The sequence below is a fragment of the Alteromonas sp. I10 genome, from assembly GCF_003201515.1.
Classification (GTDB): Bacteria; Pseudomonadota; Gammaproteobacteria; order Enterobacterales; family Alteromonadaceae; genus Alteromonas; species Alteromonas macleodii.
Genome location: NZ_QJJN01000001.1, coordinates 790,730 through 815,498, shown reverse-complemented (window position 1 = coordinate 815,498; position 24,769 = coordinate 790,730). Strand labels below are relative to the sequence as shown.

Sequence of the window (24,769 nt, the reverse complement as noted above, 5' to 3'; positions counted from 1 at the left end):
TTTCAAAGCTCAACAGGGTAAGGACTAAAAAAACTATAGTAGAGAAAACCGTAAGTAGTTATGAGAAAGATTGCTTGTTAACGGCAAAAGTAAAAATTACTAAAGATCAACGTGTTGAATTTTTTAACAGAGAATGCTTAACGGTGAGTCGTTCGCCATTGGCACAATGACGTATTGGGAGTGGGAGAATTATTGAAACTTTTTTACGTCGACTTTCCCGCTTACCACGCTCTGTGATACAGAGCGCGGCTGCGAGAATGAATTAGAGGGCCTACCAGGTTAAATCATCTGGAATTTCATAATCGGCGTACCAATCATCTTCTTCTTCATCTTTACCGTCGGCTCCGCTCTTATCTAAATCAGCACGGTAAATAACTGAAGCCTCGTCGCGCTGCGCAATTTTGTCAGCAACGGGGGCTGGTACTAGTTCATAAGCGTCATCTAGCAATACAACAGCCAAACGACCTTTTGTCACTTGCTTGTGCATCTCTTCACTCACATACAGACGCTTTACTACGTTGTCGTGTGTAAAGTTAAGTAAGGTTTCGCCATTGCGCGGTTGTTTGTTTACCGTAATAAGCTGCCTTACCTGCGCAATAATTGAGCGCTTCTCTCGCTCCTGCTGTTGAAGCTGGTTTAGCTCGCGTGAGCGCGCTTTTTTCTCTTCAGCTGCTTGTTGAGCAGCAATAGTCGCTTCATCAACGACAGGTTGTTTTTGCTTATTCTTTTGCTTTTGTTTTTTGCGTTTATCTGCACGCGCTTGCTTTGCAGACGCTTTATCGGCCAAACCGGCTTTCAGTAGTTGGTCTTGTAAGGAGGCCATAATTACTCTCTGTTACTCTGTTTCTATTGATACGCTTTGCAGACGTTTACCGTCTTTTAACTACGTAACAAGCCCGAGCAATGTCGGGCTTGTGAATTTCAATTAAAGGTCTATTTTTACCTTTTCCGAATTAAAGGCGTTACTTCTTCTTGGCTTTAGTCGCTGGCTTTTTAGCGGCTTGCTCCTGCCATTTGCCATTGTCGTACCACGCAGACCATCCTGTTGCTTTACCGTTGTCATTCTCAGACATCACGTATTGCTGTTTGGTCTTCCTGCTGTATCGAACTATTGCAGGGTTACCATCAGGGTCTGTTTGTGGCGCATCAGCAAGATAGTAGAATTTCGGCGAAATTCTATCTCTAAAGCGAGCAAGTTCTTCCACTTTCGGTGCACGAGTTTCACGCGACTTTGGAAAGTTATGCGCCGCTAAGAAAATTCCCGAAGCGCCATCACGTAGCATAAAGTGCGCGTCAGACTTTTCACACGGAAGCTCAGGTAAATCTACCGGATCTTCTTTTGGCGGCGCAGCTTCACCGTTTCTAAGTAGCTTACGAGTATTCTTACACTCTTCGTTGGTGCAGCCGAAGTATTTACCAAATCGACCGTTTTTAAGCTCCATATCGCTGCCACATTTGTCACACTCAATAATGGGGCCGTCATAGCCTTTTATCTTGAATGTGCCTGTTTCAACTAAGGTGCCATCACATGTTGGCGTGTTACCACACACATGAAGTTTACGGGTTTCGTCAACCAAGTAACTGTCCATCGCCGTGCCGCACTTAGGACAACGCTTTTTAGAACGAAGCGCTTCTGTTTCGAGCTCTTCTTCATCGTCCACTTTCACGACTTCGTCACCAGGCGTTAAATTCATGGTGTTTGTGCAGCGCTCTTTCGGCGGTAAATTGTAGCCTGAACAGCCCAAGAATACGCCAGTTGACGCGGTTCTCACGTTCATTTCACGGCCGCATTTATCGCACTCAACACCTGCAGGCACTGCCTGATTCAAGCGCATACCGCCCTCTTCAGGGTCTTTCTCAGCGTTTAACAGTTTTCCGTAGAAGCCGCTGTAAAAGTCGTTGAGCACGTCCTTCCAATCTTTCTTGCCTTCAGCAATATCATCAAGATGCTGCTCCATGTTGGCAGTAAAGTCATAGCTCATTAAATCGTCAAAGTTTTCCATCAGACGATCGTTTACTATTTCGCCCATTTTCTCGGCATAAAAACGCTTGTTCTCTAAGCGCACATAGCCGCGATCTTGAATCGTCGAAATAATACTGGCGTAGGTCGATGGACGACCAATACCGCGTTTTTCAAGCTCTTTTACCAACGAAGCTTCATTAAATCGCGCTACAGGCTTGGTGAAGTGCTGTTTAGGATCAAGCGCTTTTAAGTCAAGCACATCGCCTTTTTGTACATCAGGCAACATGAGCTCTTCTTCGCCTTTTTTGCGAAGCTGAGGTTGAACGCGAGTCCAACCATCGAACTTAAGTACGCGGCCTTTCGCCGTCAGCTCGTAATCACCCGCCGCCACTTTGATAGTGGTTGCATCGTACTTAGCTGGAGTCATTTGACAGGCCACAAACTGGCGCCAAATAAGCTCATAAAGTCGCTGTGCATCGCGCTCCATATCGCCCAAACTTGCAGCACTTATGCTCACGTTTGAAGGACGGATCGCTTCGTGCGCCTCTTGCGCACCTTCTTTACTGCCGTAGCGATTTGGCGAATCAGGCAGGTACTTGTCACCAAAATTATCTGAAATATACGCACGAGCACTGTCCAACGCCTCTTGGCTTAAATTGGTTGAATCCGTACGCATATAGGTGATGTAGCCCGCTTCATAAAGGCGCTGTGCCATCATCATGGTTTTCTTAACACCAAAGCCCAATCGAGTACTTGCCGCTTGTTGTAGCGTTGAGGTAATAAATGGTGCAGAAGGACGACTTTGCGTAGGCTTTGACTCGCGGCTTTCTACCGTGTAGTTAGCCCCTTCTAAGTCAGCAAGCGCTTTATCAGTTTCGGCCTTGTTTTTAGGCTTGAACGCATTGCCCTGGTGCTTTGCTACCAGCATGCGTAGTGCCGCTTTTTGCTGACTAGTTAAATCTGCGTGTACGTCCCAAAACTCTTCAGGTACAAACGCTTTAATTTCTCGCTCACGCTCTACAACAAGCCTAACCGCTACCGATTGAACGCGCCCTGCTGAGAGGCCTCGCGCAATTTTTTTCCACAGAAGTGGCGATACCATGAAGCCTACAACACGGTCTAGGAATCGACGAGCTTGCTGGGCGTTGACGCGAGAAATGTTTAGTTCGCCCGGATCTGAGAACGCATCTTGAATCGCGTTTTTAGTAATTTCGTTAAACACCACTCGCTGGTAAGTTTTGTCTTTTTTACCTAGCAGCTCTTGTAAATGCCATGCAATCGCTTCCCCTTCGCGGTCCAAATCGGTCGCGAGATAGATAGTGTCAGCATCTTTAGCAAGCTTTTTAAGTTCGTTAACGACTTTCTCTTTACCCTGTAGCACTTGATAGTGGGCTTTCCAGTCTTTCTCTGGATCCACACCCATTCTGTCTACAAGCTTCAAATATTCGTGACGGCGAAGATATTCTTGACGCTCTTCTTCGCTTAAAGTTTTGAGTTCTTTAGCCGGTTTTTTAGGCTCTACTTTGCCTAAAGCCTTCGTCGGAAGATCTCGCACGTGGCCAACCGAACTTTTTACGATAAAATTTTTACCGAGATATTTATTTATCGTTTTCGCTTTGGCTGGTGACTCGACTATGACCAGTGATTTTGCCATATAATTGAACTAAACCTATTGATTTTTAATGACTATTTACGTCAAATTCTGAAAATTGGAGCAACCTTGCACTATATATAGGGTACTCGCTCTTTTTTAACATATATCTACAAAGTGAATGGAAAACAAGATCTTCTTCATACTTATTCTTTCCTTTGCTTTAAACACGCGCAAAAACTGTACAATAAATAAACAGCGCGATTGGCATTGGCCTTAAAAGCCGTATAATGCCAGCCATTCCAACCTAGCCTGACAACATGTTCAGGTGTGAAGAAGTGCATCGTTTGCCCCTGTAAAAGAACGAAAGCGTTGCCGCTGCTATTAAATTAATCGCAGTGCGTATGGAAAAGTAACATATAGGGTCAAGCGCCAAAACTCCAAGAATGAGGGAAAGTATGAAGCAGTTTGAAGTTAACTTTGATGGTCTTGTAGGACCTACCCATAACTATGCCGGTTTGTCGTTTGGCAATGTCGCTTCCCTGAACAACGCAAACGCAAAGAGCAGTCCAAAACAAGCTGCAAAGCAAGGCTTAGCCAAAGCAAAGGCGTTGGCCGATATGGGAATGGTTCAAGGTGTGTTGGCCCCACAAGAGCGTCCTGACATCGCCGCACTGCGCCGTTTAGGCTTCACAGGCTCTGATGCTCGCGTGCTAGAAAGCGCTGCAAAGCAATCTCGCGAGATTTTCCTTGCTTGTTGTTCTGCCAGTAGCATGTGGACTGCAAATGCCGCCACTGTGTCTCCTAGTGCCGATACTGCCGATGGTCGCGTTCACTTTACCCCTGCAAACTTAACTAATAAGTTCCATCGTTCACTAGAGCCTCAGGTTACAGGCAATATCCTGCGCGGTACATTTGCCAATGAAAAGCACTTTGCTCATCACCAGCACCTGCCAGATAACGAGCATTTTGGTGACGAAGGTGCAGCCAACCACACGCGACTTTGCCGCAACTATGGTCAGGCAGGCGTAGAGTTGTTTGTTTATGGTCGTCATGCATTTGATACCAGCAAACCAGCACCGAAAAAATATCCTGCTCGCCAAACGCTAGAAGCATGCCAAGCAGTAGCTCGCTTACACGGTCTAGACGACGATGGCGTAGTTTACATGCAGCAAAACCCAGACGTTATCGACCAGGGCGTATTCCACAACGATGTGATCGCTGTTGGTAACCAAAATGTGTTGTTTTTCCACGAGCAAGCGTTTTATCAAAAAGACGCTGGATTTAAAGAGCTTCAAGCTAAATTTGGTAGCGAACCGCTTCACTTTATCGAAGTACCGACTGCTGAAGTCTCTGTACAAGACGCAGTAAAAACCTACTTGTTCAACACGCAAATTATAACGCTTCCAGGTGGTGATATGACCATCATCGCGCCAACTGAGTGTGAGGAAAATGAAGCCGTTAAGCGCTATTTAGACAAGCTGGTAACTCTGGGTACGCCCATTAAGTCGGTTAATTATTTTGATGTTAAACAAAGCATGCGTAATGGCGGTGGTCCGGCATGTTTGCGTTTGCGCGTTGCGATGAATGACCAAGAACTTGCCGCAGTTAATCAAAATACGTTAATCAACGATACACAGTTCGCTCGCCTAAACGCTTGGGTCGACAAGCACTATCGCGATGAATTAGGTGAAGATGACTTGCGCGATCCGCAGCTTCTCATTGAATCTCGTACTGCGCTTGATGAGCTTACACAAATCCTTAAAATTGGTTCGGTTTACCCATTCCAACAGTCGTAAGTTAAGTCTGATTAAAATTAAGCGAAAAAGAAAGCCGGCTATAAGCCGGCTTTTTGTTACTTGTTAAGTATAAACTCTTTATGGTGTGACCAGCGTACACTGATCAGTTACGCCGAATGGATTAGCCGGCGGTGACGCCCCTTCATCCGTCACGTCGTCAGCAGAGATACTTAGGGTGTAACGCATCTTCGCACTTGCTTCACTGCCTGTAGACTGTCCGAACACTGAAATGACAGCGTCATACCAGATTGCATAGCTGCGAGGATAACGGTATTCCAATTCCGCGTAGCCATTCTCATCTGTCACCGCTGCACCGTTGGCAAACGCGATGGTCCCAATTAATCCAGGAGTTAACATACCATCTTCATTAGTATCTTCATCTCTTGGTGTTGTATCCAAAATACCATTGTCGTTAACGTCTTCGGTTTCACAGTTTTGATTTACTATTGCAACCCATTGAGAAGCATCATCGTCGAATACCCAAAAGCCGGTTCTATACTCACCGCCATTTACGTATTTTACCGGCGCAACTGACGCAGTCAGGTTAACGCCACTGACTGGTTGACCTGCAGAATCTGATACAAACACACCAAAGCGCTTTAGGTAAGAAGTCGAAGTGGCTTCTTCTAGCTCATTACCCGTTCCTAGCGAGATATCAAAAGCACGTGCGCCCACTGTTAACACAACCTCGTCGTCAATGGCTGGGTCGTCAGCAACAAAAGCAGTAACCACTACCGCGTCTTGAGTCGATACCGATCCTGAAGTAAAGACGGTGGTCGCTATCCCCTTGCTGTCGGTGGTTGCCTGAGAAGGTGATACAAATCCGGTCGATACGTCAGATACAGAGAAGTTAACCACACTGTTCTTCACCAAGTTTCCATCAACGTCGCGAACAACTGCACTGATGGTACTGGTTTGACCGTCAGGGCCAATGATATCAGGTGATGCATCGGCAATCAGTGTGTGAGGTGTGGTAGCAATAAACTCAATCTGAGTGAGTGCTGAAACCAACACATTCCCACTTCCGTCACTCGCTGATGCAGTGATTGAAGAGATACCAGCATTATTCGCACTGATATCAATACTCGCTTGCCCTTCTGCATCGGTCACTACAGTTGCGTTGCCCGCAATAACACCACGTGACGCGCTAAAGGTAACATTTTGACCTACCACAGGCGTGTTGTCTTGACGCCACTGGACCGTAATAGTTTGAGGCTGCCCTAGCGGCACTTCCTCTGTAGGCAAGTTGACAAAGTTAAATTCGTCTTGCTGAACTTGCACCGTAAAGCTTGTCTCAGCGTTAAGTGCTGCCGCAGTGATAGTATCTTCGCCAGACGTTGATGCAGTGTAAGACACTGTCGCTTGTCCGTTTGCGCCCGTATTAACAGTCGTGCTGCTAAGCGTTCCGTTAACCGCACTTAGCACTAGGTCTTGGTTGAGAATTGATGTTCCGTCAGAGTCCTGAACACGAATTGTATAATCTACGCTGTCGTTCAAAATAACTGACGATGCACCGTTGATGGTGACTTCTGTACCAGCAATGGTAATTTCAACTGTTTGCGTAAGGCTGCCTGCACCTGCTGTAATGGTGACGGTGCGGTTTGACGCATCGTTTTGAGACGTTAATATTGCGCGCGCTGTACCATCTGCGGCGGTTTCTGGTTGAGTTAATTGAAGTTCAACCCCATCGCCTGATGCGGCAGAGAAGCTTACTTCTACCCCTTCCATCAGCACACTTTGTTCATTTTTAACCAGTGCTATCAACTCAACTTCATCACTACCGCTTGAGGCGAGCTGAATGCTGTTAGCATAAAGCTCCAGTGACGCGGGCTCTTCACTTACCGTTGTACTGCCCGTAGAGCTGAATGTAGTTGAATCCGCTTCACCCGTTGACAAAGTAGCCGTTACTTCACCATCCCCTGATGCGCTTCCCACCGACATACCGATCGACGCTACGCCTTCTGCATTAGTCAGTGCAGTGGCAGTATCGTTAGAAAACGTCGCTAAATCATCATTGCTCAATGAGAAAGTTAGGAGCAAATCGGCCTGAGGCTCACCCTCAGAATTAGTCACGGTTGCCAGCGCAACCAATGCGTTGCTAGAAGATAAGCTGTTATCTGCTTCCCCAGCTGCATTTTGTAGGGCTAGCGATACACTTATTGTTGTTGGGTCGGTGCTTGTCACCGCTGTGGCTGAAAACGTGGTAGTTCCCGTTTCGCCGCTACCGAGCGCAGCGGTAATTTCGCCATCTCCAGAAGCCGTGCTGGCATTAAGGCGTAATCGGGCTACACCATTTGAATTTGTACGCGCCGTTCCCGTGTCGTTGCCAAACTCGGCTAGTTGTTCGTTGCTTAGCGTAAAGGTTAGTAACGCGTCTGCATGCGGATTGCCATCTTGATCTGACACGGTCGCAACAACAAACAGACTATTGTCTTCAGAAAGGCTGTTGTCGCTTGCTCCACTTTCATTTTCCAGTGTTAAAGCGATTGAATAGGTTGGTGATGTGGTACCGCCGTCTCCGCTTCCGTTATCCGTGTTATCTCGAGAGACTGATGAACCGCCCCCACCACATGCTGTTAGCATAAATAATGCGCTAATTAGGCTTAGCGTTTTCGCTAATGTCGACATAATTCGTTCCTGAACCTCTTTTATTGACAATTGCGTCGTTTTTTATGTTTAAAAATCAACTGAATCTGGCACACTACGAAAGATTAAAAATATAAAAATGCACAGGGAACATTAATGTCTTCATCTGCACATAAATATAGTTTAACCGCCCGCATCTTTATCGGCATGGCTGCCGGTATCTTGACTGGTGTCTTTCTCCAATTATTGTTTGATGATAGCGGAGATTTTACTTTTTCGATATTCGGTTTAGAGTTCTCAACGTATAACATTCTTGTAGAAGGTATATTTTCCACTCTCGGCCAAATATTTATTGCCAGCTTAAAAATGCTTGTGGTTCCTCTTGTGTTTGTTTCCTTAATTTGCGGAACCAGCACACTGTCTGACCCTAGTAAATTGGGAAGACTTGGCGCAAAGTCAGTCGGACTCTATGTTGTCACAACCGCCATTGCCATAACACTAGCCATGAGTATAGCTTTAGTGGTGTCTCCGGGTGACGGGCTAAATCTAACAACAGAAACTACCTTCCAAGCGAAAGAGGCCCCTAGCCTGTCTGACGTTATCGTTAACATGTTCCCAAGCAACCCAATTAACTCAATGGCACAGGGCAACATGCTACAGATCATTGTGTTTGCCGTACTGTTTGGTATAGCTATGGCGATGACAGGTGATGCGGGCAAGCGTCTTACCGCTATCTTTGAAGATATTAATACGGTAATCATGCGTCTTGTTACCATCATCATGAACTTAGCGCCATACGGCGTGTACGTGTTGATGGCGAAACTCTTCTCCACTATTGGTGGCGAAACAATTCTGAGCCTGGCGAAATATTTCTTCTTAGTATTTGGCGTGTTAATCCTTCACGGCCTGGTAACCTACTCAGTGCTGCTAAAAGCTTTATCGGGATTAAACCCTGTTATCTTAATGAAAAAAATGCGTGACGCTGCGCTATTCGCATTTAGTACCTCAAGCAGTAGCGCTACCTTGCCCGTCACTATGGAAACGGCGAAAAACAAGCTTGGCGTAGGTAACTCGGTATCGTCGTTCACCCTGCCGCTAGGCGCAACAATTAACATGGACGGCACGGCCATAATGCAAGGTGTTGCCACGGTCTTTATTGCTCAGGTTTACGCTGTCGATTTAAGCCTTGGCGACTATATGATGGTAGTACTTACCGCCACCCTTGCTTCTATCGGAACCGCCGGTGTGCCAGGTGTGGGGCTTATCATGCTAGCTATGGTATTGCAGCAAGTGAACCTACCGGTTGAAGGGATCGCACTTATTATCGGTGTAGACAGACTGCTGGATATGACACGCACTGCGGTAAACATTACAGGCGACTGTATGGTGTCGTGCATTGTAGCTAAAAGCGAAGGAGCATTGGACGAAAGCGTTTATAACGATCCTAAAGCCGGTTTGAAGCAGGAAGATGTGGATTTCGAACATTTTGAAAAGAATAAATAACGACTACAAAAGCTTCTTTAGCTCGATTTACATATGAGTTTACAGAAGCAGTCGCATACTAAAAAAGGCCAGCATCAATTGCTGGCCTTTTTAGTTAGTTGCTTGCTCCGTTATACCAATCCGCATAGATAATTGCCCACTCAGAAGGCGCTGGCAAGCTTCCCGAAGGGCGAGTTTAAAATGTCCGTACTCTTTGTTGTGTCACCTTGATGTAGAACCACTATACCTGCGGTAACACGCCGCGATTACGAACATTTTAACTCTCGCTGAGTGGGTAATGATCTATGCGGATTGGTATTGCTTACCCTATTGAGCTTAAAGTTAGTGAAGCGCTGATGAAGGTGATACTTTGGCTGCCTTTTGCGCTGGATAAATAGTAGCGCCCACACTCAAGAACATAGCAACAACCACGGTTACAACAACGTCTTGCCAATGTAGATCAGATGGTAGGAAATCGATGAAATATATATCGCCTGATAGAATTTCTATGCCTATCGCCACCTCAATAAAGCGAACAATCTCAGAGAGGTTAGGTGCTACCAGTAGCGCTAAAACCACACCTACAGTAATGCCTATAACGCCATTGATAACGCCCTGCAACACGAAGGTATTGCGAATTAAACGATCCGTCGCTCCCATGGTTTTTAATATTGCGATGGCAGCCTGTTTGTCTCTAACCGCCATAACCAGTGACGACACAATGTTAAAACAAGCAACGGCAATGACCAGCGTCAAGGCGATATACACCACAGCTCTAACTAGCTGAATATCTTTATATAAGTGGCCCTGGGTACGTGTCCAGTCAGACATGTAAACACCCTGTGGGTAGCTGTAACCTATATCTCGCATCGTGTCGTAAGATGAAAATGGGTCGTTAAGTGTAAACTGAATTCCTTGTGACTTAGATGAAATACCAATAGCTTCAGACGCTGTTTCCAAGTGCATTAAACCCAGTTGGTTATCGAGTTCACCGCCAACAGATAGCACTCCAGAAATAGAAAGCGTAATTGAACGTGGGGCTTTGAAGGTTAGATCCTGTGTTGTTTGGGGAATGAGTATTTGAACAATGTCACCAATATTAAGGTCCATGGAAGCGAAAATACCCTTTCCTACGATGAGACCATTTTTTTGCATCGAAAAACGTTGCCAATCGTCACTTGTGACTCTTTCAGCATATTTGTCTCTAACACTGTTTACCGGAATACCAGTAACGCTAATCGCCTTCAACTCCCCCTTTGACTGCAACATTCCGGTTATCCCTGTGTATGGCGTGACAGAGGCAATACGGCTATCTTGAGACAAACGATAGAGCTGCGCGTCTAAATTTTCTATTCCGCTTTCGCTCTTGCTATATAATTCACCATGAGGGACCACACTCAAAATACGACTTGTAAGCTCTTTTTCAAACCCGTTCATTACGCTCAGCAACACAATTAGTACAAAGCAACCAAGGGCAATCCCAATGGTGGATGACATAGAAATAAAAGAGATGAAACGCTGTTCTGAACGTGTTTTTCTGAAGCGTTGGGCCAATTCAAAGGCGAGCATCTTGGTTCTCCTTGAATAACGTATCGCTCGCTAATCTGCCGTCCTTTATCTTCAGTACCCTGTCCATTTTCCCGGCCAAGGTAATATCATGGGTAACGACAACAAACGCTGTCCCTTTTTTATCACTTAAGCTAGTAAGCAGTTTATAAATTTGCTCACCCGTCGAGTCATCAAGATTTCCTGTAGGTTCGTCGGCCAGTACCACTGATGGCTCGGTAACTAAAGCTCGTGCTATTGCCACACGCTGTCGTTCACCGCCTGACATGGTCGATGGTAAATGGTCGACGCGGTGAGAAAGCCCAACTTCATCTAACATTTCACGAGCCTTGCCGTGGGCCAATTTGGTCGAGAGCCCTCTAATTCTTAGCGGCATTGCTACATTTTCTAACGCTGTGAATTCACCGAGTAAATGATGAAATTGATAGATAAAGCCCATTTCGTCATTGCGAAGCTTTGCTAATGCATTTCCAGATAATTGACCGAGTGATTTTCCATTGAATTCGACTTCACCACTAGAAGGTTTATCTAACCCTCCAAGAATATGTAAAAGGGTGCTTTTACCTGAGCCGGAGCTACCTAAAATAGCAACATGTTCGCCAGCTTTTATTGAAAGAGAGACATCGTGTAAAACGGGGGTAGCATTACTGCCATCTTGATAGGTTTTATTAATATTGCGGCAAATTAGCACGTCCTGCATGCGAGTATTCTTCTTTAATTTCCAGACGGTGAATGGTAGCGTTAAACACTACCAACACCAACTGAAAAATAACAGCGCTAAAACGTAAATATCAATCTGTATTATTGCGTGCCTTGAACGCTTTTGGCCAACGCATCCGCAGACTGTGGCTTGCCAAATAACCACCCTTGACCAAAGCCGATGGTTAATCCTTTCAGTTCATTGCATTGATCAATGTTTTCAACCCCTTCTGCAATCAAATCAACATTAAGTCCTTCGGCAATACTCACAATGTGAGGGATGAGTGATGAACGAATGCTGTTATCTTCCATATCCATAACAAAGCTGCGGTCAATTTTAAGGTAATCACAGTTTAGCGTTTTAAGCTGGCTTAAATTTGAATAACCCACTCCAAAGTCGTCAATTGCAAATAAGAAGCCTTTGCTCTTCAGTGACTTAATATGCTTCACCGCACTATGAGTGGCGATTTGCTCATCTTCAGTGATCTCTAAAACTAACTTGAAGTTCTTTACGTTCATATCTAGTACAAAGTCTAGGTCCAAACAACCTTCGCGGGTAAAATCGAAGGGGAATAGATTAAACGATACCTTAAAGCCTTCGGGGATCTCTGGGTTTTCGTTGAGTTCTCTCATGGCGGTGGTAATCATATCAACCGTAAATTCCCAGGTCATATCCTGCTCTTTTACCTGAGGAATAAATTCGTCAGGGTAAATCGGCCCAAATTCATCCTCAAATCGACTCAATACTTCGCACCCAATGACCTTTCCCGATTCCAAGTTTACAAAAGGTTGGTACAAGCAATAGAACTTATGTTCTTTTAGCCCTTTACTGACGCGAGACTCAAGTGAACGTCGTCGTCTTAAATAGTTAAAGGTAAGCATATGCGTCAACGCTGCTGTCATTAACATAGCAAACACAAACAACACCAGCTTGCCCATGTGCAAATCTAATACGCGACCGTGATCAGATTTCACTTTTAGGCAGGTATGATTGTAGCGTTCATCACACTGGATAAATTGTAAGGAAAAGTAGCCAGTGCGTGCGTCCATGTCATCTTGGCTGAGGGTAGAACCGACAAGGCTAGGATTACCTGCCATATGATAAAACTGATCGCCATTGTAGAACAGCTGCCAATCTTGCGTGTAGCTGTAACCAATGACGCTATCCATATCCAATACAGCGTTGTAACGTCCGCGCTGTACTATAGTACCGGTAGCTTGTTTATCGAAAAGCTGAAGAGGGGTATTTATCCAAAAAGCGTCGCCAAGCTGAGTATAAAAATCAGGCTTAACCTCTTTCATGGGCTCTTCTAGAATGCCCAAATAAGTACTGCACAATAGCTCGTTATTTTGATAAAAACCTATCTCTTTTACAAATCGAGAGCGAAACAAGGTTTTTCGCATTTCCGCTAAGTTATCCATTTCACAGGTTTGATACGGCAGCGCATTTAGGTAATCGAGCGTGATCTCTGCATCTCTAAATACTACGCGCACATTATCTAGTATTTCTGTAGCGCGACTCTCCTCTTGTTCTCGAATAAACACAAACATAACGATAGCGAGTAATAGGGTCACACCCACTACGCTTAGCAATGACACACCAATTGCTTTTAAATTATCAGCAAGAAAGTACTGTTTTTGGTCGCTTTTATTCATAATTTCCGTGTTTTTTTAGCGTGAACGACCTAACTTTAGTACAAATTAAAAAAAAGACACTACGACTTTAGGGCATGTTACTGTTTGTTGGGTGTTTTTTACTTTATAGAAGACTATTAATCGAAGAGGAATAATGTTTCTAGTGTCACATTGTGCAATTGGGAAATGGAGCAATTTCTTGAATGGCTAACTGACAAGAGGGTAAGAATAAATAAAGTGCGATTGCGAGAACAGCAATTTTAACTGCAGAGTAAAAAAGAACTTTTTGAGTGTCCCCAGAAGGGGGAATTATCTAAGAAGAAAAGCTTATCATTAATGGCGGAGCGGACGGGACTCGAACCCGCGACCCCCGGCGTGACAGGCCGGTATTCTAACCAACTGAACTACCGCTCCGCATAATGGGAAGCGCGCTTTATTCGATTAATGGCGGAGCGGACGGGACTCGAACCCGCGACCCCCGGCGTGACAGGCCGGTATTCTAACCAACTGAACTACCGCTCCACATAATCGAGATTGCGCTGTATAACTAAATGGCGGAGCGGACGGGACTCGAACCCGCGACCCCCGGCGTGACAGGCCGGTATTCTAACCAACTGAACTACCGCTCCGAAGACCTTTTAGTTATACCATTGAAAGAGTGGCGGAGCGGACGGGACTCGAACCCGCGACCCCCGGCGTGACAGGCCGGTATTCTAACCAACTGAACTACCGCTCCACATCTTCAATGTTATCAGTGAGTTGACTTGACTGTTGTTGCCCTGTCCCCTGACTGCGGCGCAGATAATACGTATTCCCCTATGTGGAGTCAACGCTTTTTATTAATAAAATTGTCATCTGCGGTTTGTTTGCCTGTTAAATAGGCATTATGTCGAAATAAAATTCAAACTGAACAAATTAGCGACGCCTTAAACTGAAGCGCTGGTCTCCCTGCTATTCCTTGTCAGCTTTTTCACGCTTTTTGAATAGCCCTAGCAGTTTTTTAAACCCCTTAGGTTCAGATTCCATAGTAAGGTCAGCATCGGTGGTTTCTCCCGATGGCTTTGCAGTACTATTTGCTTGCTTAGGCGCAGACGCCTTTTTTCGCATAATAATAATTACAGCAGCAGCGATTACTCCGATGAGCACTATAGACCCATTTACGGCCACCAGAATGAGGGTTAGCGTCCCATCATCCATTTCATCTTCTACCGAATTTGGCTGCATATCGTCTTGTGGCACTTCAGATTGCGTTATTAAGGGTGCACTGCCATCAACGATAGGATCTTTTCCATTGATTAAAGGGTCTTCAACCTCAGGCTCGGCTGGTCCCTCTGCCACAAAACTATATTCGGGGACATCTAATATAAAATCGCGCCCATCCATTGTCGTGCCGTAAGCAGTGAGTTTTACCCTAAAAATTCCTTCTTCGTAGGCGACAATTAAGTGCTCTCGAGGATCCACACCGCCTTCTGTTAGCGAAAAATTCTGCATATCGGAATTAGGAAACTTCACTTTGCCATCGACTAGCAGTGACTCGATGTCGACTAATTCACGGTCTACATCAATAATAATTTTATGATAGCCCTCTCCGCCTCCATCCATTTCAACATCAATAGACACGGGATTTTCATGTAAGACAATAAGTTCGCCTATTTGCTCGCGGGTGTACATTGGTGTGCTTACGCGAAAAATAGGCTTCCATTCACCAGCCGGTATTTTCAAGTTAAACTGGCCAGTAAAAACGCCGTCTGCTGGTCGCTCATCCATCCCTCGCCCATCGTCTTTAAATGTCGCTATGCGCTGGTCATTTGTACCAAAGTTGCCGTAGTTAGGGTTATTGGTACTCTTAAACTCAATTTCTAAGTCAACGACATCTCTGAACTGTTTGTTTTCTATAGGCTTGCCGTTGTTGGTTAAATAGGCTGTGGATTTAAGTATTTCGCCTGCAAACAGCACATTCGGTAACGGCTCAGCATGAAGTTCAACATTAGACAAAACCATTACACGGCTTTGCGGTAATACTTGACCTACAGCTTGCCAAGGCCCTGGCACAGGATCTTTGATGGTGATCATGTCAAAGGTATCAGCGTCGTACCACTGCACCTTTTCTTCGTCGACGCGCCCTTGAAATAGCTTTGAACCATCGGGTCTAACCAGCACTACAGGGGCAGAACCGTACTCCCTAAAGAAAACCATGGTGATTTCTTTAACGTTATAGTCAACGCGAAAGCGGTTTTGTAACAGTTGAATGGAGTTGGTGTATTCATCACCAAGCTCTGTAAGAGGAGATGTATCTATTGTTGTGTTGCTTGATTGAGCATTTTGTACAGCGCTATCAGCAAGCTGCCTTGCAGCGTCGCGTTCGTCTTCTTGCGACTGAGCGCCAGCGCTTAAGTGTATAAACAATGATAAAAAAATTACCCAATAAAACCACACTCTCACGCTACGCTGCTCCTGCATTGTTTGGCTATTTTAGTTCTGTTTGATTATGTTCTGCTAAGACACCTCTTCAGGTTGAGGGCGCCATAAGCATTTGCCTCCTGCCTTTTCAACAATATCCAGGCGAGCCTCATGCTGTGTTATCTCATCGGCGGTAGCTTTAATAACCTTTAATTTATTTGCGCTTCGCTGAATCCTGCGAATTGCCGTGGAGTCTGCGTCGCTGCCCGAACTAGATGCCAATTTTAGCTTAGTTTGCCCACCGGTCATCAACAGGTAAACATCTGCCAGGATTTCCGCATCCAGCAAAGCGCCGTGAAGGGTACGATGACTATTGTCTATACCATAACGCTTACACAAGGCATCAAGGTTGTTCTTTTGGCCTGGGTGCATTTGGCGAGCAAGAGTAAGTGTATCTAGAACATCGCAAATTTGGTTAGTAATAACGCCTTTGGTAGACGCTTCCATGCCAAACTCGTGATCCATAAACCCAACGTCGAAGGGCGCGTTGTGAATGACTAACTGTGCCCCTTTGATAAAGCTCACAAACTCCTGAGCCACTTGAGAAAATGTAGGCTTGTCGGCAAGAAATTCATTGGTTATACCGTGGACTTCAATTGCCTCTTGTTCAATGTGACGGCCCGGATTGATGTAAACGTGAAAGTGATTCCCCGTCAATCGGCGGTTAACAACTTCAACACACCCTATTTCGATAATGCGGTGGCCTTCTTTGGGGTCAATACCTGTGGTTTCAGTATCGAGAACAATTTGGCGCATGGAACCTCTACTATAATTACACTTTCATTTTTTGATAGTATATCAACCCCTTCGCAATCCGCTAAGGGAAAAGACAATATAAATTAAGCCAGTTAAATCAAAGGAAACGCTGTGGCTCAAAAGACCATTCATATATACACCGACGGCTCGTGCTTAGGCAACCCTGGACCGGGCGGGTACGGAGCTGTACTGATTTACAAGCAGCATAGAAAAGAGTTGAGCGACGGCTTTGCCCACACAACTAATAACCGTATGGAACTATTAGCCCCTATCGAAGCGCTTAATAGTTTAAACGAACCGTGCAACGTTGAATTAACTACCGACAGCCAGTACGTAAAAAACGGTATTAATCAGTGGATCCATAACTGGCGCAAGAACGGTTGGCGCACGGCAGATAAAAAACCCGTCAAGAACGCAGATTTGTGGAAGCGACTAGATGAAGCGGTAAAAAAGCATCAGGTAAACTGGCATTGGGTAAAAGGCCATTCGGGGCACCCTGAAAATGAGCGCTGTGACGACTTGGCCCGCAATGCGGCAGAAGCCAATCCAACGAAACCCGACGAAGGCTTCGTTGGCAATTAGATAAGCTTACTGCAAAGCTCATTTACCAAGAAAGAACCAACTTGCCCTGCGTATCGTTGTTTTCCAAACGCACGTGGGGTTCGCCGATATCTTCAATGCTATAGTGAGTATCGATATTTACCCTAAGCTCTTTATTCTCAAAAGCGGGCAAGCATACGGTAGTAAAGTCACGAATTAGATCAGCTTTATAATCGTCGCTTCGATTTCTAAGTGTCGTGCCAATAATGGACGCCCTTTTACCTAACAGCATAGCCATATCGAGGTTATCAGCATATCTCCCTGCCAGCATCGCTAAGTAAACCACTTTTCCATCTTGCTTCAGTATTTTAAGGTTACGGTTGAGGTAGTCGCCACCTACCATATCAAGCACCATATCAACCCCTTCAGGCCAGACTTTTTTAAGCACATCATCAAACTGTTGCTGCTTATAATTGATAAGATGCTCTGCGCCATTGCTTTCACACAACGAAAGCTTATCTTGACTTGAAGCCGTTACCGCACTGTGTACGCCCCAATATCGACAAAGTTGCGTGGCAGCCAGCCCTACACCGCTTGCACCGCCATGAATTAACGCCCGTTCAGCCGGCTTTACATGCGCGATTGTACGCAAACACTGAAATGCCGTAAGAAACACTTCGGCCAAACCCGCGGCTTCAAAAAACGGCATGCCTTTGGGAATGGGCATTAAATGGGCTGGATTAACCATCACTTCAGTGGCATAGCCGCCACCTGCAACCAAACCAAATACTTCGTCACCTTCTTTAAATGCAGTGACGTCACTGGCAACCTCTGACACCACGCCAGCTACCTCTAATCCAAGAATACCGCTCTCGCCTGGTGGAGGTGGGTAATTCCCCTGGCGTTGCAAGGTATCCGCACGATTCACCCCAAACGCTTTTACGTCAACTTTTACTTTCCCTGGTGCTAGCGACAGCCCTTCACATTCCTTTACAACAAGTTCGCTTGGGCCGCATCCTTTTTCAAAATCGACATATCGCATAATTTACATCCAATCCTAGTCTTAAATTTTAATCGTAATTTGGCTACGTACTTTTATATCAAACAGTTTGGGTTTGTTTTGTGTTTATACCAGTCCGGATAGAGCATTTTAACTCTCGCTGAGTGGGTAATTATCTATGCAGATTGGTATTATTAACACAGAACTTATGAAATTGCGTATAATCGCGACCATTCTCATAAGCGAGTAAAATCGCTTAACTCTGTTTCACATTTATTAAATTAGTACGAGAGCCTTCATGTCAGCACAGGTCATATTACAGCCATCCAGAGACAAATCACTTCGCCGCAAACACCCTTGGGTATTCGAAAGCGCTGTGGCTGAACTAAAGGGCCGCGCGCGAGTTGGCGATACGGTAGACGTATTTGACTCTGAAGGCGACTGGTTAGGGCGAGGCGCTTACTCTCCAAATTCAAAAATTCGCGTTCGTATGTGGACATTCAAGAAAGACGAAAGCATTGATAACGGATTTTTCCTACGCCGTTTAGAAACTGCACTAGCCCTTCGCAAACGCTTGTTTGACCCAAACAAAACCAACGCGTTTCGCTGGATAGCGTCTGAAAGTGATGGCCTTCCAGGGATCACTATAGACCTGTACGACAATGTTGCAGTACTTCAGCTTTTGAGCGCGGGCGGCGAAAAACACAGAGATAAGATAGTGTGGGCAATTACTAAGCTAATGCCTAATGTACACATATACGAGCGAAGCGACGTGGACGTGCGCAAGAAAGAAGGTTTAGAGCCTGTAACTGGTGTACTGCATGGTGAACCACCTATGCAAGTTACAGTAAAAGAAAACGGCATCAACATAGTGGTTGATATCGAGAACGGCCATAAAACCGGTTTTTACCTAGATCAGCGAGACAGTCGCGCGGCGGCTGCACACTATGCGAAAGATGACGACGTACTCAACTGTTTTAGCTACACAGGTACGTTTTCTTGCTACGCACTTGCTGGCGGTGCTAAATCAGTGACTAACGTTGATGTATCTCAGCCTGCTCTTGATTTGGCTAAGCACCATGTAGCCATCAATGGTTTAGACGAAAACAAAGCCAATTACGTAAACCAAGACGTGTTTAAGGCACTCAGGGAGTATCACGAGCAGGGCAAACAGTTTGATATGGTGATACTCGACCCGCCAAAGTTTGTCGACAGCAAGGCAACATTAAACCGTGCTGCCCGCGGCTATAAAGACATTAATATGTACGGCATACATGCTGTTAAATCTGGTGGGCTGCTGCTTACATTTAGCTGCTCTGGCCTTATGCCGGCAGATTTATTCCAGAAAGTTGTGGCAGACGCTGCACTTGATGCAGGTCGTACTATCAAAATTATCGCAAGGCTTAATCAAGCCTCAGATCATCCTATCATTGGCAGCTATCCAGAAGGCTATTACTTGAAAGGTCTAGTGTGTGAAGTCACCGACGACTAGCGATTAAAAAAGCGCCCTTGTTGATGTATAGGGCGCTTAACGAAATCTATTGAGCTAACATTACGTTGTGCGAAAAGCTTACGAAGGTAAATCCACTCCCTTAAGATGCAAAGGTTATCTCATTGTTAGAAAAGCTACTTGATAACTGTTGTGAACTGTCATCTGATTGTTCCTTAACAACACCCTCTTTTTCTTCAACTTTCTTCCACACCATCTCGTGAAAATAAAACGCCACGGTATTAATGGCTGGCTCAACCAACGCTACAGCACCGCCTACTACCACACTTCCTGTCAGTAAGTAGGCAACCGTAAAGGCCACTGAAAAGTGCATCACTGCAAAGGTCATCGTCTTTTTCATATTCATCGCTCTCTCAAAATATTAAATCAGTTTGCTTTCGCATTAATGAGAATTATTAGCAATTAAGACTGAGAGTTAAAATAGAAAAAACTGAACGGCCTATTCGGTTTAGTATATGAAAGCTGAAAGACTGTTTTCAAACCACAACGGGCTGGTCAACATAGGAGTGTAAAGAAAGAAGCAACACCGCGAGGATGTCATTGCTGTAGACCCTGACGCTTTGTGCTTTTTAGTTAGACACGAAAAGGCGAAGCTTTTACCCCGCCCTAACACATTAGATTAGACTATTTCATCTGAGAAATTTCGACGCCTATAATACAGCTTGACTCGGATTCAGGTTCACAGCGCACAACAGTCGCTAATGCTGCCAAAGATGGGATTTGCGAACTAGATGACTCTATTGCAACACTCACTTGTGTACCCACCTCAATTGAGGGTTCATCGACTTCCAAAGACATACCTGTAGCACTGATATCTCTACACATTGCCTGCATGGTGCGGCTCGACTCATCATCAGTAATTTGTAACTGACAAGGCGAATTTACCATCATCCTGAAAAAATTTCGCTTATCGTCGTATCCCAACATGTCTACTTCTCCTGATTTTTAGCGTTACGCTGACGACTACATCTGATGTTATAGGGCGATGCCGGTAACTTGTCAATCGAACTGTATAATATTTATTCAACAATTATTAAAAGTGTACTTTGGTCTAATTTCGACTACCTTCCCACTTAAATCAGCGACTCAGCCGTTTCTGCCCGCTGTTTTGTTTGCGATAACAAATATGTGCCCTCATGCCCTAGCCTAGCTCATTGATGCTACCTTACACCTAACGCCCTTTTTTAAAAGTCAGCGAGGTGCAAAGTGATACGCTTAGCCGAAATCGGGTAAGCCGTCCCAAGCTGCTGCGCAAACAACGAAACCCGTAATTCTTCTATCATCCAGCGCACATTATTAAGAGCTTGAGGTACTTTACCTTTGGGGTATTTGCTGCACGCCTTTTCCCATTCTTTAATCGACTTTTCTACCGTGACCTGATGCATTCTGTCTTTGTTGGGATCAATGGGGAGCTTCTCTAGCCGACGAGCTAAACCTTTAATGTAACGATTCCAATCATCTAATCTGCTCTCGCCAATTTCAGAAACAAAACCAGGAAAAACTAACGATGCCAAGTGGGCTTTACAGTCACCTAGGGCGTTTATCATCGTCAGCGGTACATTACCTTTCATTTGCTTTTGGCACTGGTGCGCAAGGGTAAGCCCCTGCTCCACTTGCGTGGCAATTTCTAACACCCTGTCATTAATGTTTGCACGAGCAATCTCTAAACAGGCCTCAAAATCGGCTTTGCTGCGAATGTCGGTGTTATTGCTTTTGCAGTAATCACTGACAATGGCGTCGATACCCGCAAAAATACAGTCATCAATTAGCGCCTTCACTTGTCCAAATGGGTTGAAATACAAACCCAGTTTGGCTTTATTAGGTAATTTGCTTTGCAAATAATTAAGGGGCGACGGCATGGCGTTTTTAATCAATACATTCACGCCTTGCTTGTGCAGCACTTGGGCTTTATCCGCTTCTTCAATTAGCGCAATATCTACCTTATCGCCCTTTTGAACCAGAGCCGGGAACGCCTGAACTTCAAACCCACCAACTTTCTGCACAAAGGTTTCTGGCAAGCTTTCGAAATCCCACTGTTCGATGTTATTTCGCTCTAATTCCGGTGTTGCGGCTTTCTCAAAGGTTTGCTTCACCTGCCCTGCACACTGCTGTTTAAGCGCGTGCAGGTCGTCACCTTTGGCAATATCATCACCATTGTCATTAACTACTGCAAAGTGCATTTTTAAATGCTTATCAAGCTGATCTAAATTCCACTCTTCGCTTTCAATAATAACGCCTGTCATTTTGCGTAACTTATCGGTTACAGCTTCAAGCAAAGGCACCGGACGGTTGTTCTTATCTGTTTCACAGATATCAGCAAGGCATGCTTCAGCAAAGTTTGGCGCAGGCACAAAGTTACGACGCAAGCGTTTTGGCAAGGTTTTAATTAACCCCACAATAAGGTCGTGCCTTAGTCCCGGCACCAGCCAATCAAAACCTATATTGTCGACTTGATTAAGCACAGGCAGCGGGATGACAACAGTTACGCCATCGTCTTCAGCGTTAGGTTCGAAGTTATAGCGAAGCGGCAGCGTAATATTGCCTTGGCGCCATACATCAGGAAATGCGTTTGCTACCGATTGCCCAGGCTGCTGACGATATACGTCTTCTTCTTTAAACGTTAAACTGTCGTTGCTTCCGTGTTGCTTAAACCATTTCTTAAACGCCGCATCATTATTGGCTTCAACCGGAATGCGCTTCGCGTAAAAGCTTACCAGTTCTTCATCATCGACTATCAAATCGCGACGACGGGTCTTTTGTTCAAACTCGTCAGCCTGCTCAAGCAGCGCCTGATTTTCCTGTAAGAAACTGTAATTGAGCTTAGTATTGCCCTCGACTAACGCTTCGCGGATAAATAGCTCGTGGCAAATTGGCGGGTCGATGAGGCTATAAACCTTCGCACGCTTCATTACTATGGGTAGCCCGAACAAGGTTACTTTTTCGAAGGCAATCACCGCACCGCGCTTTTTAGACCAATGTGGCTCTGAATAGCTTCTTTGCACAACATGCTCGGCCAAAGGCTCTACCCATGCTGGGTCAATTTTTGCCACCATACGAGCAAATAGCTTAGAGGTTTCTACAAGCTCAGCTGCCATTACCCATTTGGGCTGAGACTTTGATAGCCCTGAACCAGGGAAAATAAGAAAGCGCGAATTACGCGAGCCCATATACTCGCGCTCTTTATCTTTAAAGCCCATGTGAGACAGCAAGCCGCTGGCGATGGCTTGGTGAATAGCCTGATAGTCGGCTTCTTGCTTTGAAATGCCAAAGCCCAGCTCAGCGATAGACTTTTTAAGTTGGCTAACAATGTCCTGCCACTCACGCATACGTAAATAGTTGATGAAATTTTGCTTACACCATTTGCGCAATTGGTTTTGACTCAGTGCGTTTTGCTGCTCTCTAAACGCCACCCACAAGTTGTAAAGACTGATAAAGTCAGAATCTTTATCGTGGTATTCGCTGTGCTTCTCGTCTGCTTGCTGGCGTTTTTCCTGTGGGCGCTCTCGCGGATCTTGAATTGAGAGGCCCGCTGCAATCACCATGACTTCGCTGAGCGCGTTCGTGCGCTCGGCTTCAATCACCATACGTGCATAGCGAGGGTCGATAGGCAAACGTGCTACTTGACGACCTAACGGAGTAAGCTGCATCTTGCCGCTTTGCTTGGTTTTTCGGTTATCTTTGCCTTTCGCGATAGCTTGAATTTCTTCAAGTAAACGGAAACCGTCGTTGATATTGCGGTTATCAGGCGGCTGAACAAATGGAAACGCAGCGATATCGCCTAACCCTAAAGCAAGCATTTGCAAAATAACCGACGCTAAGTTGGTTCGCAGGATCTCTGGGTCGGTAAATTCTGGGCGGCCTAAATAGTCATCTTCACTATAAAGACGAATACAAATACCGTCTGACACACGGCCGCATCGCCCTGCTCGCTGATTCGCTGACGCTTGAGAGATGGGCTCAATAGGTAAACGCTGTACTTTACTTCTAGCGCTGTAGCGTGAAATACGGGCAAAGCCCGGGTCAATGACGTATTTAATGCCGGGGACCGTGAGCGAGGTCTCTGCCACGTTGGTGGCAAGTACAATGCGCCTACCGCTGTGAGACTGAAATATGCGGTGTTGCTCTGCCGCCGACAACCTCGCATACAGCGGAACAATTTCAGTGTTGCGATAATGCTGTTTGCTCAAAGCATCTTGGGTGTCGCGTATCTCGCGTTCTCCGCTTAAGAACACTAAGATATCGCCCGGAGCTTCACGCATTAGCTCGTCGACAGCATTTACGATGGCGTCGCTTTGATCAATATCGTCATCATTGTCTTCTGGCGCGTGGTAGCGAATTTCTACCGGATAGGTACGTCCGCTCACTTCGATAATAGGCGCATTATTAAAATGCTTAGAGAATCGCTCTGGGTCGATAGTAGCTGATGTTATGATGAGTTTTAAATCAGGGCGCTTATCTAAAAGCTGACGCAAATAGCCTAACAAAAAGTCGATATTAAGGCTTCGCTCGTGGGCTTCATCGATGATGATAGTATCGTATTGATTTAAAAAGCGGTCTTGCTGCATTTCAGCTAGCAGCATACCGTCGGTCATAAGCTTAACGTAGCTTCGCTCGCTTACCTGATCGCTAAAGCGAATTTTAAAACCCACCTTTTCGCCAAGCGGCGTGTTGAGCTCTTCGGCTATACGGGTGGCTACACTTCGCGCCGCTAATCGTCTTGGCTGGGTGTGGGCTATCATGCCATTTACACCGCGACCTAACTCTAAGCATATCTTAGGTAGCTGCGTAGTTTTACCCGACCCAGTCTCACCCGCAACGATAACCACTTGGTTATTCGCAATCGCTTCTTTAATGTCTTCTTTTTTATCGCTAACCGGCAGCGGTGGGTATTCAACTTTGGGTAGGTTGTTCTTACGCCAATTACGCTTTTCTACCGATGCATCGATGTCGCCTTCAAGTTTTTCAAACTGCGCTTTTAAGCTTTCTTCGCTAACCGCGCTGTTACGTTTTGAAACTTTGGGATTAGCAGCTTTTTTCTCCGCGCCTTTTCCTTCAACACCCGATTTATCATTCACTTTTTGTGCAAGCTGCGTAATGCGGCGCTTCAAGCGAAATTTATCTGCGCTCAAACAATCATCTAGTTTGTTGTAAAGAGGTTTTATTGCAAGTGTTGAAGACAAAG

The 24,769-nt window shown here is 45.4% G+C and carries 16 protein-coding genes and 4 tRNA genes; 4 read left to right on the top strand and 16 right to left on the bottom strand.

Annotation, left to right across the window (positions count from 1 at the left end; genetic code table 11):
- Nucleotides 1-271 precede the first annotated feature (271 nt).
- Both BZA03_RS03490 and topA read right to left on the bottom strand, forming a co-directional pair.
- A complete protein-coding gene (locus BZA03_RS03490; RefSeq protein ID WP_014976306.1) occupies nucleotides 272-823 on the bottom strand; it encodes a DUF2058 domain-containing protein in 552 nt (183 codons plus the stop codon).
- A 139-nt stretch (nucleotides 824-962) separates the two neighbouring features.
- Nucleotides 963-3,617, bottom strand: coding sequence for a type I DNA topoisomerase (gene topA / locus BZA03_RS03485; protein ID WP_039229698.1), 2,655 nt, complete (start codon nucleotides 3,615-3,617; stop codon nucleotides 963-965).
- 395 nt (nucleotides 3,618-4,012) lie between these two features.
- Here topA and astB point away from each other — a divergent pair, with 395 nt between their 5' ends.
- Nucleotides 4,013-5,353: an N-succinylarginine dihydrolase gene (astB, locus tag BZA03_RS03480; protein WP_110287983.1), complete on the top strand. Its 1,341-nt coding sequence runs from the start codon at nucleotides 4,013-4,015 to the stop codon at nucleotides 5,351-5,353.
- Between the two features lie 78 nt (nucleotides 5,354-5,431).
- Here the strand turns inward: astB and BZA03_RS03475 are convergent, their stop codons facing one another.
- Nucleotides 5,432-7,981 carry an Ig-like domain-containing protein gene (locus BZA03_RS03475; protein WP_110287982.1) on the bottom strand — a complete coding sequence of 850 codons (2,550 nt, stop codon included), beginning with the start codon at nucleotides 7,979-7,981 and terminating at the stop codon, nucleotides 5,432-5,434.
- Nucleotides 7,982-8,095: 114 nt separating this feature from the next.
- Between BZA03_RS03475 and BZA03_RS03470 the strand changes: the two genes are divergently transcribed.
- Entirely contained in the window at nucleotides 8,096-9,442 is a 1,347-nt protein-coding gene (locus BZA03_RS03470; protein ID WP_014949187.1) for a dicarboxylate/amino acid:cation symporter, read from the top strand.
- Nucleotides 9,443-9,763: 321 nt separating this feature from the next.
- Here the strand turns inward: BZA03_RS03470 and BZA03_RS03465 are convergent, their stop codons facing one another.
- From BZA03_RS03465 to dnaQ, 9 genes are all read right to left on the bottom strand, one after another.
- Entirely contained in the window at nucleotides 9,764-10,990 is a 1,227-nt protein-coding gene (locus BZA03_RS03465) for a lipoprotein-releasing ABC transporter permease subunit (RefSeq protein ID WP_110287981.1), read from the bottom strand.
- Complete coding sequence (gene lolD, locus BZA03_RS03460; protein ID WP_039227046.1) at nucleotides 10,977-11,687, bottom strand: lipoprotein-releasing ABC transporter ATP-binding protein LolD; 711 nt, start codon at nucleotides 11,685-11,687, stop codon at nucleotides 10,977-10,979. The genes BZA03_RS03465 and lolD overlap by 14 nt, the downstream gene beginning before the upstream one ends.
- A 101-nt stretch (nucleotides 11,688-11,788) precedes the next feature.
- The gene (locus BZA03_RS03455; RefSeq protein ID WP_039227048.1) at nucleotides 11,789-13,342 is read right to left on the bottom strand and encodes an EAL domain-containing protein; all 1,554 of its coding nucleotides are present in this window, start codon (nucleotides 13,340-13,342) and stop codon (nucleotides 11,789-11,791) included.
- 316 nt (nucleotides 13,343-13,658) lie between these two features.
- Nucleotides 13,659-13,735: transfer RNA gene (locus BZA03_RS03450), tRNA-Asp, on the bottom strand.
- 31 nt (nucleotides 13,736-13,766) lie between these two features.
- Nucleotides 13,767-13,843, bottom strand: a tRNA-Asp gene (locus BZA03_RS03445).
- 30 nt (nucleotides 13,844-13,873) lie between these two features.
- Nucleotides 13,874-13,950: transfer RNA gene (locus tag BZA03_RS03440), tRNA-Asp, on the bottom strand.
- Between the two features lie 30 nt (nucleotides 13,951-13,980).
- Nucleotides 13,981-14,057 (bottom strand) — tRNA-Asp (locus BZA03_RS03435).
- A gap of 215 nt (nucleotides 14,058-14,272) precedes the next feature.
- On the bottom strand, nucleotides 14,273-15,763 hold the full coding sequence (locus BZA03_RS03430; protein WP_110288084.1) for a TIGR03503 family protein: 1,491 nt from the start codon (nucleotides 15,761-15,763) through the stop codon (nucleotides 14,273-14,275).
- Between the two features lie 54 nt (nucleotides 15,764-15,817).
- Entirely contained in the window at nucleotides 15,818-16,537 is a 720-nt protein-coding gene (gene dnaQ, locus BZA03_RS03425) for a DNA polymerase III subunit epsilon (RefSeq protein ID WP_075176405.1), read from the bottom strand.
- 111 nt (nucleotides 16,538-16,648) lie between these two features.
- Between dnaQ and rnhA the strand changes: the two genes are divergently transcribed.
- Nucleotides 16,649-17,119 carry a ribonuclease HI gene (rnhA, locus tag BZA03_RS03420; protein ID WP_014979088.1) on the top strand — a complete coding sequence of 157 codons (471 nt, stop codon included), beginning with the start codon at nucleotides 16,649-16,651 and terminating at the stop codon, nucleotides 17,117-17,119.
- A gap of 22 nt (nucleotides 17,120-17,141) precedes the next feature.
- On the opposite strand, the gene BZA03_RS03415 is transcribed toward rnhA, so the two are convergent.
- Complete coding sequence (locus tag BZA03_RS03415; RefSeq protein ID WP_110287980.1) at nucleotides 17,142-18,119, bottom strand: NAD(P)H-quinone oxidoreductase; 978 nt, start codon at nucleotides 18,117-18,119, stop codon at nucleotides 17,142-17,144.
- A gap of 256 nt (nucleotides 18,120-18,375) precedes the next feature.
- Here BZA03_RS03415 and BZA03_RS03410 point away from each other — a divergent pair, with 256 nt between their 5' ends.
- Complete coding sequence (locus BZA03_RS03410; RefSeq protein WP_110287979.1) at nucleotides 18,376-19,569, top strand: class I SAM-dependent rRNA methyltransferase; 1,194 nt, start codon at nucleotides 18,376-18,378, stop codon at nucleotides 19,567-19,569.
- A gap of 100 nt (nucleotides 19,570-19,669) precedes the next feature.
- Here the strand turns inward: BZA03_RS03410 and BZA03_RS03405 are convergent, their stop codons facing one another.
- From BZA03_RS03405 to hrpA, 3 genes are all read right to left on the bottom strand, one after another.
- Nucleotides 19,670-19,927, bottom strand: a complete 258-nt coding sequence (locus BZA03_RS03405; RefSeq protein ID WP_041693724.1) for a DUF2061 domain-containing protein — start codon at nucleotides 19,925-19,927, stop codon at nucleotides 19,670-19,672.
- 284 nt (nucleotides 19,928-20,211) lie between these two features.
- Nucleotides 20,212-20,514: a PilZ domain-containing protein gene (locus BZA03_RS03400; protein ID WP_014949177.1), complete on the bottom strand. Its 303-nt coding sequence runs from the start codon at nucleotides 20,512-20,514 to the stop codon at nucleotides 20,212-20,214.
- Nucleotides 20,515-20,771: 257 nt separating this feature from the next.
- On the bottom strand, nucleotides 20,772-24,767 hold the full coding sequence (gene hrpA, locus BZA03_RS03395; protein ID WP_110287978.1) for an ATP-dependent RNA helicase HrpA: 3,996 nt from the start codon (nucleotides 24,765-24,767) through the stop codon (nucleotides 20,772-20,774).
- Nucleotides 24,768-24,769 lie beyond the last annotated feature (2 nt).

Excerpts from the sequence above, each read along its gene's own strand:
- BZA03_RS03490 (WP_014976306.1), bottom strand. The coding sequence starts at position 823 with ATGGCCTCCTTACAAGACCAACTACTGAAAGCCGGTTTGGCCGATAAA.
- topA (WP_039229698.1), bottom strand. The coding sequence starts at position 3,617 with ATGGCAAAATCACTGGTCATAGTCGAGTCACCAGCCAAAGCGAAAACG.
- astB (WP_110287983.1), top strand. The coding sequence starts at position 4,013 with ATGAAGCAGTTTGAAGTTAACTTTGATGGTCTTGTAGGACCTACCCAT.
- BZA03_RS03475 (WP_110287982.1), bottom strand. The coding sequence starts at position 7,981 with ATGTCGACATTAGCGAAAACGCTAAGCCTAATTAGCGCATTATTTATG.
- BZA03_RS03470 (WP_014949187.1), top strand. The coding sequence starts at position 8,096 with ATGTCTTCATCTGCACATAAATATAGTTTAACCGCCCGCATCTTTATC.
- BZA03_RS03465 (WP_110287981.1), bottom strand. The coding sequence starts at position 10,990 with ATGCTCGCCTTTGAATTGGCCCAACGCTTCAGAAAAACACGTTCAGAA.
- lolD (WP_039227046.1), bottom strand. The coding sequence starts at position 11,687 with ATGCAGGACGTGCTAATTTGCCGCAATATTAATAAAACCTATCAAGAT.
- BZA03_RS03455 (WP_039227048.1), bottom strand. The coding sequence starts at position 13,342 with ATGAATAAAAGCGACCAAAAACAGTACTTTCTTGCTGATAATTTAAAA.
- dnaQ (WP_075176405.1), bottom strand. The coding sequence starts at position 16,537 with ATGCGCCAAATTGTTCTCGATACTGAAACCACAGGTATTGACCCCAAA.
- BZA03_RS03415 (WP_110287980.1), bottom strand. The coding sequence starts at position 18,119 with ATGCGATATGTCGATTTTGAAAAAGGATGCGGCCCAAGCGAACTTGTT.
- BZA03_RS03410 (WP_110287979.1), top strand. The coding sequence starts at position 18,376 with ATGTCAGCACAGGTCATATTACAGCCATCCAGAGACAAATCACTTCGC.
- BZA03_RS03405 (WP_041693724.1), bottom strand. The coding sequence starts at position 19,927 with ATGAAAAAGACGATGACCTTTGCAGTGATGCACTTTTCAGTGGCCTTT.
- BZA03_RS03400 (WP_014949177.1), bottom strand. The coding sequence starts at position 20,514 with ATGTTGGGATACGACGATAAGCGAAATTTTTTCAGGATGATGGTAAAT.